Here is an 11331-nt window from a genome sequence, read left to right on the forward strand (position 1 = left end):
TGTGCACCGGGATGTTGAACTCGTATACCTTCTCCCGCAGCCCGGGCTGGATGGGGTGCCCCGCGGTCACGATGGTCACGTTGGGGCCGATCATGGTGCAGTCGCCCACGTAAATGTCCGCGTCGTCCACCAGTGTCAGGTTGTAATTTGCGTACACGCCCTTGCCAAAGTGCACATGCCGGCCGCCCCAGTTCGCCTGGAAGGGCGCCAGCACAAAGCAGTTTTCGCCCACCTCGGCAAACATCTCTTTCAGCATCGCCGCCCGCTTTTCCACCTCGGAAGGGCGGGTGGCGTTGTAATCGTACAGCTTTTCCAGGCAGGAAAGCTGAAACTCCACCAGCGCGGGGTTGTTGCAGTCGTACAGCTCGCCGCTGAGCATCTTGTTATAATCTTCCAGGCAGGCGGCCGGCACCTGCGCCCGTTCCAGGCCCGCCCCGCCGATCTGCTCCAGCACCTGGGCCAGCGGCAGCACCCGGGCATAGCGCCCGTTCCAGATATCCCGCTCAAAGTAGGCCGCCGTCTCGGCCGCGGCAAAGCGGCCGCCCTCCAGCGTGGTGGTGCAGCCCTCGGGCACCAGCACCGAGTAGCCCCGCTCAAAGGCCGCCTTGCAGGTGGCGTCGATGCAGAATTCGCTCTGCATTCCCGCCAGGATCAGGGTTTTCACCCCCTCCTTTTTCAGGTATTTGTCCAGCCCGGTCTCGTAAAACGCGCTGTTGCGGCGCTTTTCAAACACAGGCTCGCCCTCCCGCGGCGCAATCGCCGCGGCGATCTGCCAGCCTGTGCCGCCGTGTTCCAGCGCGTCGCCGGGGCCGCCGTCGTGCTGCACATAGACCACCGGCAGCCCGGCCCGGCGCGCGCAGGCCAAAAGGCGCCGCAGCCCGGCGCACATCTCTTCCCAGCGGTATGGGCCCTGCTGCACCAGCCCCTCCTGCACGTCCACGATCAAAAGCGCGGTGTGTTCCATTTCGTTTCCCGTCCTTTTCTGCGGCCTTTAGGGGCCGCGTTTTCTTCCATTCCTGCGGCTATTTTACCATGGAGCGCCCCCCTGCACAAGCGCCCTTTTACCCCAGCGCCACGTCCAGCGCCATCATGATGGCAAACCCCAGCACCACACAAAAAATACCCGCCTTGCCGTCCTCCGCCGCCTGGGGGATCAGCTCCTGCGCGCTCACGCACACCATGGTGCCCGCTGCCAGGCTCAGCAGCCAGGGCATCGCCCCCAAAAGGCTGCCCGCCAGCGCGCCGCCCAGCGCCGCCCCCACCGGCTCCACAAGCCCGCTGGCCGTGCCCACCGCAAACGCCTTCAGCCGGCTGGCCCCATTCTGCCGCACGGGAAAGGCCACAGCCACCCCTTCCGGGATGTTCTGCAGCCCAATGCCCACGCTCAGCGCCACAGCGCCCGCCACCGTGTTGGCGTCGCCCGTCAGGGCAAGCGCCCCGGTCAGGCCCACCGCCATGCCCTGGGGCAGGTTGTGCAGCGCAATGGCAAAGATCACCCTTCCGCTGTGGCCTTTCCCCCCCGCCAGCAGCCTGCCCGCCCACTGCTCCATCAGCAGAAGCCCCGCAGCGCCCAGCACCAGCCCGGCGCTGGCCGCCAGCCACGCACTCTCCCCCTGTGCGCTGGCCTGCTCGATGGCCGGCTGCAGCAGGCTGAACATGCTGGCGGCCAGCATCACCCCCGCCGCCAGCCCCAGCATGCTTCGCCGCGCCTCCGGTGTGTCCTTGTTGCCCACAAAAAAAACGAAACCTGCCCCCAGCGCCGTGCAGATGGTGGGGAACAGGTCCATCAAAATTGCCGCGATCACCTGGTTCAATTCCCTCTACCCCCTTTTCATCACTTTATCCACGCGGGGCAAAAAGGGTGCGCTTTTGAACTGGCAAAATCTTGTTTTAATTTTTTTGCAAAGTAAGCTTGACATTCTGTGCAAAGCAAGCTATACTAATTTTGCAAAGGACGCTTTGCATCATCTGCGCAGAATAACAAGACAGGAGTTGTGGTGCGGTTTGGATACAAGAATCCCGGAGCTGCGCAAGGCCCGCAGGCTCAGCCAGCAGGAGCTGGCCGACGCGGTGGGCGTAACGCGGCAGACCATCACCAGCCTCGAGGTTGGAAAATACACCGCCAGCCTGGTGCTGGCCTACAAGCTCGCCCGGTATTTCGGGCTTCCCATCGAACAAGTGTTCGATTTCAGCGAAGTGGAGGAATAACTTATGTTGATCAAATTGTTCAGCTGCCCTGCAAAGAACGCCACTTTGGAGGAATACAAAGTGGCCCTGCGCCGCCGTGTCCTGCTGTTTTGCGGCCTCTCGGTTCTGGGCGTGCTCACCCTGGCCGTCACCCTGCTGCTGATGGGCGGCCAGATCGCCGAGGCTCACGACACCGCCCACCTGGAGGGGATCTGGTGCGGCATCGGCGTCGGGCTCACGCTGGCGGGGGCGGTGTTGGCCGCACGCACCCGCGCCCTTCTGAAAAATGAGGAAAAGCTGCGCCGCACCCGCCTGGAAGAGCAGGACGAGCGCAATCAGGCCGTGTTCGCCCGGGCGCTGAATCTCACGGCCTTCACCCTGCTGTTCGGGCTGTATGTCGCCATGCTGGTGTCCAGCTTTTTCAATATGACCGTGTTCTACACCCTGTTCTACTGCGCGGTGAGCGGGTTCGCGCTGCTGTTCATATTCCGGGCTCTGTGCTCCCGCAGCATGTAAGCGCCCCGCAGCGCAAGCCCTGCAACAACTTAAGAGGTGGATTAAAATGAAATTGACAAGACGCATCAGTGCCGTGATCGGGGCCTTCGGGGTCGTCGTGCTGCTCTCCCGCTGGCTGGCTGTCCCCATGGCCGATTGGGCAGTCCGCACCGCAGGGGTGCTTACCCTGGCAGCCCTGTTTGTTCTGGCCTTCACCACCGCCAGAATGCGCAGCCAGCAAAAACCGGAGGAAAAGGATGAGAACAGAACTTAAGCTCGGCCTTTTGGTATACGCGGCGGCCTTCGGCCTCAACTGCTTTATGCCGCTGCCCGAGCCGGTCCTGGGCGCGACCTCGGCGCTCGCCCTCTGCCTGGATGTGATCGGCATCCTGCCCCAGCCGCTCTACCAAAGCCTCAAGCGCGCAAAAAAGGCCCTGCGGCGGGCCGGATAAAAGCGGCTGCCGCAACATAGCCCGGCAAAAAACAGCACATAAAGAAAACGCCCTAAAACAGCTGAGAAAGCTTGTTAAGGCGTTTTCTTTGCGTTTTGGAACTGGCTCTTTGCGCAATTTGCCATCGCAAATTCATTTTGCAGCAGCCCGTTATCTCTCCGCGCTCATTATTCCCCGCCACGGGTGCGGGCCCAGTAGGCCGCCATGCTCTGGCCCGGCTTCGCGGTCACCTCGTCAAACAGATAGGCCGCCAGCTCGCCCGGCTTCCAGGCGCGGGCCGCCGCCTCGGTGGCAAATTCCACCTCCGCATACCAAAATTCTTCCGCTCCCCCCGGGTCCACATGGTTCACTTCCAGCTCCAGCCCGTCCGGCAGGGCGTACCGCCGCTGCTCCTTTTCGATCAGGGGTTTTCCGATCAGCGCCTCCAGCCGCCCGAACAGCCGGGGGGCGATTTCGGTCTCAATTTCCTCCCGGGAAAGCCCGTCTTTTTCCGCTGGGCCCTTGAAACACAACACCCACGCGGTGCCGCTCTCCTGCTTTTCCTCCCGGATGCGCACGGTCGGCCGCAGGCTGATGTACCCCTGCCGCATGTGCAGCACCCGCGCCGCGCCCAGCCGCTCGGGCCAGCCGTGCACCAGCCATTTGCGCTCGATCTCCATACAAAACACACCTTTCTGTAAAATCCATTATAGCATGCCCCGCCGCCCCGTGCTATAATAACCACATTGTGTTCGTCATCGTTCTTTTTACAGCGCGCTGTAACAGACCTTAAAAAACGAAAAGGGAGCTTTGCCCATGAAGACCGTCCGCCCCTACCCTGCCTGTACCGTCACCAAAAAGGCCGAGGCCGCCATTCTAGGCGGCCACCCCTGGGTCTATGCCGACGAGATCACCGCTCCCCCGCTCCCCGCGCCCGCCAACGGCGCCCTGGTGGATGTACTCAGCGCCAAAGGCCGCTATCTCGGCACCGGCTTTTTAAGCGAGGCCAGCAAGATCCGGGTGCGGCTTTTATCCCGCAGCCCCAACGACCGGTTCGACGCGGCCTTCTGGCGCCGCCGGGCAGAGTACGCCTGGGCCTACCGCAAAACCGTGTTGGCCCCCGGGGACCTCTGTGCCTGCCGGGTGATCTTCGGCGAGGCCGACCAGTTCCCCGGCCTCACGGTGGACCGCTTCGGCGATATCCTGGTCACCCAGACTCTCTCCTACGGCATGGAGCAGCGCAAGGGGCTCATTTTTCCCCTGCTGGCTGAGGTGCTTCGGGCCGACGGGCAGGCCATCCGCGGCATTTACGAGCGCAACGACGCGCCCCTGCGCGAGCGCGAGGGCCTTGCCCAGGGCAAGGGCTGGTTCGCCCTCGCCGGCGAGGCCGCGCCCGCCTGCACCCGCACCCTCATCACCGAGAACGGCGTGCAGTACGAGGTGGATTTTGAGAACGGCCAGAAGACCGGCTTTTTCCTGGACCAAAAATACAACCGCCTCCGGGTGGCGGCCCTCGCCCGGGGCAAGCACGTGCTGGACTGCTTCACCCACACCGGCAGCTTTGCGCTGAACGCCGCCAAGGGCGGCGCCGCCCACGTGACCGCGGTGGACGTAAGCGAAGCGGCGGTGGAGCTGGCCCGGGCCAACGCGGTGCGCAACGGCCTTGCGGGGGTCATGGACTTTGTCTGCGCCGACGTGTTCGACCTTTTGCCCTCGCTCGAGGGCAAAAGCGGCTACGATTTCATCATCCTCGACCCTCCCGCTTTCACCAAGGCCCGCCGCACCGCCGAAAACGCCATGCGCGGCTATAAAGAGATCAATTACCGGGCCATGAAGCTACTGCCCCGGGGCGGGTATCTGGCCACCGGCAGCTGCAGCCACTTTGCCACCGAGGCCATGTTTGTGAAGATGCTCCAAAGCGCCGCGGCGGACGCGCACCGCCAGCTGCGCCAGATCGAGGTGCGCCAGCAGGCGCCGGACCACCCCATCCTGTGGGGCGTGGACGAAACAAATTACCTCAAATTTTTCCTGTTTCAGGTCATCTGACCGCCGCAAAACGCCTCGTTTGCCCTGCCCCGGGCCCCTGGAACCCGGGCGCGCGCAAAAAACGGCGTTTTTTACAAACAGGCACTCCAAATTTTGTTGACACCGCCCACTGTGCAACCGTATAATCTGCTTATGGACAAACGCCGGCTCCACGGCCCCCTAAGGCCGCGCATCTAAGGGAGGAAGAGAACCAATGGCACCTGCCAACACAAAAGAGATCTACGGCTCGCTGGTGTTCAACGAGCACGTGATGAAAGAGCGCCTGCCCGCTGCCACCTACCGCAGCCTCAAGGCCACGGTGCAGAAGGGCCGCCCGCTGGACATCGAGCTGGCCAACGTGGTGGCCAGCGTCATGCGGGACTGGGCCATGGAAAAGGGCGCCACCCACTACACCCACTGGTTCCAGCCCCTCACCGGCATCACCAGCGAAAAGCACGACAGCTTTGTGAGCCCCATGAAGGACGGCACCGCCATCATGGAGTTTTCCGGCAAAGAGCTGGTGCGGGGCGAGCCGGACGCCTCCAGCTTCCCCTCCGGCGGCCTGCGCGCCGTGGCCGAGGCCCGGGGCTACACCACCTGGGACCCCAGCAGCTACGCCTTTGTAAAGGACGGCACGCTCTGTGTGCCCACCGCCTTCTGCAGCTGGAACGGCGAGGCGCTGGACAAAAAGACCCCCCTCCTGCGCAGCATGAAGGCGGTCAGCGACCAGGCCTGCCGCATCCTGCGTCTGTTCGGAAAGGACGTCGCCCACGTGGACGTGACCGTGGGCCCCGAGCAGGAATACTTTCTCATCAAAAAACAGGATTACGAGCGCCGCGAGGATCTGATCCTCACCGGGCGCACCCTGTTCGGCGCCATGCCCGCCAAGGGCCAGGAGCTGGAAGAACACTACTTCGGCGCCCTGCGGCCCGAGGTGTCGGCCTTCATGAAGCACCTGGACGAGGAGCTGTGGAAGCTGGGCGTGGCCGCCAAGACAAAACACAACGAGGTAGCCCCCTGCCAGCACGAGCTGGCCCCCATCTTCGACCGCTGCAACGTGGCGGTGGATCACAACCTGCTCACCATGGAGCTCATGAAAAAGCTCGCCCCCCAGCACGGCCTCGTGTGTCTTTTGCACGAAAAGCCCTTCGAGGGGGTCAACGGCAGCGGCAAGCACGACAACTGGTCCCTCTCCGCCCCGGGGCTCAATCTCCTGGACCCCGGCGACACCCCGCGCGATAACCTGCAGTTCCTCATCTTTTTCGCCGCGGTGATCAAGGCGGTGGACGAATACCAGGACCTGCTGCGCATGAGCATCGCCTCGGCGGGCAACGAGCACCGCCTGGGCGGCAACGAGGCGCCCCCCGCCATCGTGAGCGTGTTTGTGGGCGACGAACTGGACGCCATCCTCAGCGCCATCGCGTCCGACAGCGAATACATCGCCCCCCAGGCCGTCAAGATCGACCTCGGCGTAGACGTGCTTCCCAAATTCGCCAAGGACAACACCGACCGCAACCGCACCAGCCCCTTCGCCTTTACCGGCAACAAATTCGAGTTCCGTATGCCCGGCTCCTCCTCCAATATCTCAGATGCCAACACCGTGCTGAACACCGCCGTGGCCAAGGAGCTCATGGGCTATGCCGACGAGCTGGAGCGCGCGCAGGATTTCGACAGCGCGGTCATTGCGCTGGTAAAACGCACCATCCGGGACCACAAGCGGGTCATCTTCAACGGCAACGGCTACACAAAACAGTGGGAGGCCGAGGCCGCCCGCCGGGGCCTTGCCTGCGAGCCCGCCGCCTCCGACGCGCTGGCCGCCATGATCGCCCCCAAAAACCTGGAGCTGTTTTCCAAAATGGGCGTGCTCAGCCAGACCGAGGCCCGCAGCCGTTACGAGGTCAAGCTCGAGCACTACGCAAAGCTGCGCCACATCGAGGCGGTCACCATGATGGAGATCACCCGCCGCCAGCTGGTGCCCGCCGCCCTGGGCTACATGACCGCCCTGGCAAACGGCATCGCGGCAAAGCAGGCGGCCTGCCCGGGTATCTCCTGCAAGGCCGAGGAAAAGGCCCTGCGCCAGCTCACCAACTACACCGACGCCATGAGCGACGCCGCCGACCGGCTGGAGGCCCAGGTCGAGGCCGCCGAGGCGGTGCCGGAGGGGCAGGCCCAAAGCCGGGCCCGCGCCTACCACGACCAGGTGCTGCCCGCCATGAATGCGCTGCGCGCCGCAGCCGACGCGGCAGAGGCCATCTGCGGGCAGGAATATTGGCCCTTGCCCAGCTACAGCTCCATGCTCTATTATGTATAACGCCGGGGGCGGGCCCAAAGCGGGCCCGCCCTTTTTCTGCGAATTTCGCGTCTTGAAGAAATAATCCGGCCTTTCTCGTTCACTCTATAGATAGCAGCGCAAAGACGCTCTGAACGAAAGGAATGCGCCCGGCGGCTCCGCCCGCCTTTGGCGCTCAAGGGATACGCCATGAAACACGCACAGCAGCCGCAGCCCACCGCCCCCCTGCGGTGGGACCCCGCCCCCGAACAGGGCCTCACCCACGCCCAGGCCGCCCAGCGCACGGCCGAGGGCCTTGCCAACACCGCGGCAAAGCCCCTCTCCAAAACCACCGGCCAAATTTTGTGGGACAACCTGTTCACCTTTTTCAATTTCCTGTTTCTGGCTCTGGCCGCCTGCCTCATCGCGGTGGGCGACTGGGCCGACGTCACCTTCCTCGCCGTGGTGGCCTGCAACCTGCTGGTGGGCGTCGTGCAGGAGCTCCGGGTCAAAAAAGTGCTGGACCGGGTCAGCCTTCTGGCCCAGCGGCCGGTCACGGCGCTGCGCGGGGGCGAGGTCCTTCTGCTTCCTCCGGACCAGCTCGTGCTGGACGACATCGTCGAATTCGGCCCCGGCAGCCAGATCTGCGCCGACGCGGTCCTGGCCTCCGGCCGGCTGGAGGTGAACGAGGCCCTGCTCACCGGCGAGAGCCGGATCATCGAAAAACTCCCCGGCGCAAAGCTGCTCTCCGGCAGCTTTGTGGTGGCGGGAACGGGCCGCGCCCGTCTGGACCAGGTGGGCGAAAGCTGCTGGGCGGCCCGCATCACCCAGGCCGCCCGCAAACACAAGCGCCACCGCTCCGAAATGATGCGCGCGCTGGACCGCTGGCTGCGCCTTTTAAGCTTTGTCATCGTGCCGCTGGGCATGTTTCTGCTCACCCGCCAGCTCGCCCTGCCCGGCGTGGCCCTGCCCGCCGCGGTCAGCACCACCATCGGCGCGGTGGTGGGCATGATCCCCGAGGGGCTGTATCTTCTGGTAAGCGTGGCCCTTGCGGTCAGCGTTATGGGGCTCGCCCGCCGCCGGGTGCTGGTGCACGAGCTCGCCTGCATTGAAAACCTCGCCCGCATCGACACCCTGTGCCTCGATAAGACCGGCACCATCACCGCGGGCCGCCTGGCGGTCACCGGCCTCGTCGCCGCGCCGGGGGTCGGCGGTGACGCGCTGGAGGCGGCGCTGGGGCTCTTCGCCCACACCGCTTCCAGCCAAAACCCAACCTCTCTGGCCCTGCAGGCCCGCTTTGCAGCGCCCGCCGCCCCCGTGGGCGAGGTGCGCGAGATCCCTTTTTCCTCCGAGCGCAAGTGGGCCGCGCTGCAAAGCGGCGCGGGGCAGAGCCTTGTGCTGGGCGCGCCGGAAATGATCCTGCCGGGGGCGCTGTTTTGCCAGGCCCGGCTCGACGCCGAGCTCGCCCAGGGCCGCCGCGCCCTCCTGCTTGCCGCGGGCGGCCCGCTGCCCGCGGCGTCCGCCCTGCCGGGCAGCCTGCGGCCGCTGGGCGTGGTGTTTTTGCAGGATGAGCTGCGCCCCGGCGCCGCCGAGACCCTGCGCTATTTCCGCGGGCAGGGTGTGGCCATCAAGGTCATCAGCGGCGACAACCCTGTGGCTGTGGCCCGCATCGCCCAGCAGGCCGGGGTGGAAGGGGCCGAGCTCTGGGCCGACGCCCGCACCTTCCCCGAAAACGCTGATTGGGGCCAGATCGCCCAGGATCACACCTGCTTTGGCCGGGTGAGCCCCCAGCAAAAGCGGCAGCTCATCCAGGGCCTCAAGGCCAAGGGGCACACGGTGGCCATGATCGGCGACGGTGTAAACGATGTGCTGGCCCTCAAGGACGCCGACTGCAGCGTGGCCATGGCCGCGGGCAGCGAGACCGCCCAGCAGGTGGCCCAGATCGTTCTGCTGGACTCCGATTTTTCCTCCATGCCCCACATTGTGGCCGAGGGCAGGCGGGTCATGGGCAATATCCAGCGCGCCGCCTCGCTGTTTCTGGTCAAGAACATCTTCTCCTTTTTGGCGGTGCTGTTTTTGCTGTGGCTGCCCTTCGCCTACCCCCTCACCCCCATCCAGATCAGCCTGTTCGGCGGCCTTATGATCGGCGCGCCCTCCTTCCTGCTCACCTTCGAGCCCTCCTTTAAAAAGGCGGGCGGTCATTTCATGCGCACCGCCCTCTTAAACGCCCTACCCGGCGGCATCACCGGCGCCGTATGTCTGGTGGGGGTCAGCTGGGCGGGCGGCGCCCTGGGCCTTGCCGCGGGGCAGGTGTCCACCCTGTGCTGCCTGCTGCTGGGCGTGGTGGGCCTTTTGCAGCTGCTGGTGGTCTGCTGGCCTCTCACCGGCTGGCGCGCCACCCTGGTGGCCCTGATGGGCTTTGGCTACTACGGCGCCGCCTTTTTGCTGGGGCCCCTGTTCCGCCTCGAGGCCCTCACCCCGGCCGCCGGGCGGCTGCTGCTCCTCTTCGCCGCGGCCCTTCCCGCGGTGATGGCCCTGTGCCAGGGCGCGGCGTTCCTCCTCAAGCGGCGCCTTGCCGCCCGGGAGCGCAAGGCCCGCCCTCCGGTGGCCGCGCCCGCGCGCGGCGCTGAAAAGGACGCGGCCTGAAAAAAGGATCAAACCGGCGGCCCCTGAAATGCCAGGGCGTCGCCGGTTTTTGGTTTTACCGCACAAAACATGAGCCCCGCTCATGTTTTGTGCCTTTTATGAAAAAACTGTTCAATTGTGCCCGCCGCGCTCCTTTGGTACAATAAACTCAAGGGAAAGGCTTTCTCAAAAAAACCGAATTTGGAGCTGATACCATGCCCATGAACACCGTCATCCGGGAAAAGCGCAAGGCGCTGGGCCTCACCCAGGAAGAGGTTGCAGACGCCCTGGGGGTCACCGCCCCCGCCGTGAACAAGTGGGAAAAGGGCGCCACCGCGCCGGATATCTCCCTGCTGCCGCCCCTGGCCCGGCTGCTTGGGGTGGACCTGAACGACCTGTTCTGCTTTTTCGAGGGGCCCTCCCAGCCCGAGATCGACCGCTTTAACGCGCGCCTGGGCCAGGTCCTGCGCAGCGAGGGCGTGGACGCCGCCTTCGCCCTGGCCCTGGCCGAGACCCGCAAATATCCAAACTGTGCCCCCCTGCTGCACGCCGTGGCCACGGCGCTGGACGGCGCGCTGCTTCTCTCGGCCACCGCCGCCCAAAAGCAGCAATACGAGGGCCGGGTCATCGCCCTGTACGAGCAGGCCGTGCGCTGTGGTGCAGGGGCGCTGCAGGGCCGCTCGCGCTTTCTGCTGGCCGGCAAATACCTGGCGCAGGGCCGGCTCGACGAAGCGCAGGAGCTGCTGGACCTGCTGCCCGAGCCCGAGCAGCCCGACAAACGCCAGCTCCAGGCGCAGCTTCTGCTGGCGCAGGGGCGCACCGCTGACGCGGCGAAGCTTTACGAGCGCAAGCTCATCGCCGCCACCGGCGAGGTGCAGGCGGCGCTGCTGAACCTTTTGGACATCGCGCTGGACGAGGGCCGCTCTGGGGACGCCTCTGCCCTGGCCGATGTCTCGCACCGGCTCGCCGGGCTGATGGGCCAGGCGGAATTTTCCGCCCTGCTGCCCCAGCTCGAATTTGCGGTGAAGCGCCAAAACGAAGCCGCCAGCCTGGATCTCTTAAAAAGGCTGTTTGCCTCGCTCCCCTCGCTCTCCCGGCCGCCGGCAGGCCCTCTTTACCATCACCTCGCCCCTGAATACCAGGCCCGGGCCCAGACCCTTGCCCCCGAGCAGGTCCTTTCCACCCTGCTGCCCGGCCTGCTGGCCGAGCTGGAGACCGCTCCCCGCTACGCCTTTTTGCAAAAGAACGAAGAGTTCCGGCAGCTGCTGGCGCGCTGGCGGCGGGCGTGAGCCGCGGCTT

The 11331-nt window shown here is 65.2% G+C and carries 11 protein-coding genes; 8 read left to right on the forward strand and 3 right to left on the reverse strand.

Annotated elements, in window-relative coordinates; genetic code table 11:
* On the reverse strand, positions 1 to 964 hold a 964-nt coding region (locus ACMLHZ_RS11385; protein WP_418667815.1), incomplete at its 3' end, for an isochorismatase family protein.
* 97 nt (positions 965 to 1061) lie between these two features.
* Positions 1062 to 1805 (reverse strand): ZIP family metal transporter, encoded by a 744-nt coding sequence (locus ACMLHZ_RS11390; protein ID WP_418667832.1) that lies wholly within the window; start codon positions 1803 to 1805, stop codon positions 1062 to 1064.
* A gap of 199 nt (positions 1806 to 2004) precedes the next feature.
* On the opposite strand from ACMLHZ_RS11390, the gene ACMLHZ_RS11395 reads away from it, so the two are divergent.
* Genes ACMLHZ_RS11395 through ACMLHZ_RS11410 form a run of 4 tightly spaced genes read left to right on the forward strand, consistent with a single transcriptional unit; the run spans position 2005 to position 3134 of the window.
* Positions 2005 to 2208 carry a helix-turn-helix transcriptional regulator gene (locus ACMLHZ_RS11395; RefSeq protein WP_177562853.1) on the forward strand — a complete coding sequence of 68 codons (204 nt, stop codon included), beginning with the start codon at positions 2005 to 2007 and terminating at the stop codon, positions 2206 to 2208.
* Positions 2209 to 2211: 3 nt separating this feature from the next.
* Positions 2212 to 2703, forward strand: a complete 492-nt coding sequence (locus ACMLHZ_RS11400; RefSeq protein ID WP_418667816.1) for a hypothetical protein — start codon at positions 2212 to 2214, stop codon at positions 2701 to 2703.
* A gap of 46 nt (positions 2704 to 2749) precedes the next feature.
* A complete protein-coding gene (locus tag ACMLHZ_RS11405) occupies positions 2750 to 2956 on the forward strand; it encodes a hypothetical protein (RefSeq protein ID WP_418667817.1) in 207 nt (68 codons plus the stop codon).
* A complete protein-coding gene (locus ACMLHZ_RS11410; RefSeq protein ID WP_418667818.1) occupies positions 2940 to 3134 on the forward strand; it encodes a hypothetical protein in 195 nt (64 codons plus the stop codon). Before ACMLHZ_RS11405 ends, ACMLHZ_RS11410 begins: the two co-directional genes overlap by 17 nt.
* Positions 3135 to 3301: 167 nt before the next feature.
* Here ACMLHZ_RS11410 and ACMLHZ_RS11415 read toward each other — a convergent pair whose 3' ends face one another.
* On the reverse strand, positions 3302 to 3793 hold the full coding sequence (locus tag ACMLHZ_RS11415) for a hypothetical protein (protein WP_418667819.1): 492 nt from the start codon (positions 3791 to 3793) through the stop codon (positions 3302 to 3304).
* Positions 3794 to 3929: 136 nt separating this feature from the next.
* Between ACMLHZ_RS11415 and ACMLHZ_RS11420 the strand changes: the two genes are divergently transcribed.
* The 4 genes from ACMLHZ_RS11420 to ACMLHZ_RS11435 all read left to right on the forward strand — a co-directional run bounded on the left by ACMLHZ_RS11420 (position 3930) and on the right by ACMLHZ_RS11435 (position 11321).
* The gene (locus tag ACMLHZ_RS11420; protein ID WP_418667820.1) at positions 3930 to 5159 is read left to right on the forward strand and encodes a class I SAM-dependent rRNA methyltransferase; all 1230 of its coding nucleotides are present in this window, start codon (positions 3930 to 3932) and stop codon (positions 5157 to 5159) included.
* Between the two features lie 193 nt (positions 5160 to 5352).
* Complete coding sequence (locus ACMLHZ_RS11425; protein ID WP_418667821.1) at positions 5353 to 7449, forward strand: glutamine synthetase III; 2097 nt, start codon at positions 5353 to 5355, stop codon at positions 7447 to 7449.
* Positions 7450 to 7617: 168 nt separating this feature from the next.
* Entirely contained in the window at positions 7618 to 10053 is a 2436-nt protein-coding gene (locus ACMLHZ_RS11430) for an HAD-IC family P-type ATPase (RefSeq protein WP_418667822.1), read from the forward strand.
* Positions 10054 to 10247: 194 nt separating this feature from the next.
* Positions 10248 to 11321, forward strand: coding sequence for a helix-turn-helix transcriptional regulator (locus tag ACMLHZ_RS11435; RefSeq protein ID WP_418667823.1), 1074 nt, complete (start codon positions 10248 to 10250; stop codon positions 11319 to 11321).
* Positions 11322 to 11331 lie beyond the last annotated feature (10 nt).

Origin of the sequence: Allofournierella sp. (genome assembly GCF_048388525.1) — a bacterium.
Lineage (GTDB): Bacteria > Bacillota > Clostridia > Oscillospirales > Ruminococcaceae > BQOK01.

Excerpts from the sequence above, each read along its gene's own strand:
- ACMLHZ_RS11410 (WP_418667818.1), top strand. The coding sequence starts at position 2,940 with ATGAGAACAGAACTTAAGCTCGGCCTTTTGGTATACGCGGCGGCCTTC.
- ACMLHZ_RS11430 (WP_418667822.1), top strand. The coding sequence starts at position 7,618 with ATGAAACACGCACAGCAGCCGCAGCCCACCGCCCCCCTGCGGTGGGAC.
- ACMLHZ_RS11415 (WP_418667819.1), bottom strand. The coding sequence starts at position 3,793 with ATGGAGATCGAGCGCAAATGGCTGGTGCACGGCTGGCCCGAGCGGCTG.
- ACMLHZ_RS11435 (WP_418667823.1), top strand. The coding sequence starts at position 10,248 with ATGCCCATGAACACCGTCATCCGGGAAAAGCGCAAGGCGCTGGGCCTC.
- ACMLHZ_RS11425 (WP_418667821.1), top strand. The coding sequence starts at position 5,353 with ATGGCACCTGCCAACACAAAAGAGATCTACGGCTCGCTGGTGTTCAAC.
- ACMLHZ_RS11400 (WP_418667816.1), top strand. The coding sequence starts at position 2,212 with ATGTTGATCAAATTGTTCAGCTGCCCTGCAAAGAACGCCACTTTGGAG.
- ACMLHZ_RS11420 (WP_418667820.1), top strand. The coding sequence starts at position 3,930 with ATGAAGACCGTCCGCCCCTACCCTGCCTGTACCGTCACCAAAAAGGCC.
- ACMLHZ_RS11405 (WP_418667817.1), top strand. The coding sequence starts at position 2,750 with ATGAAATTGACAAGACGCATCAGTGCCGTGATCGGGGCCTTCGGGGTC.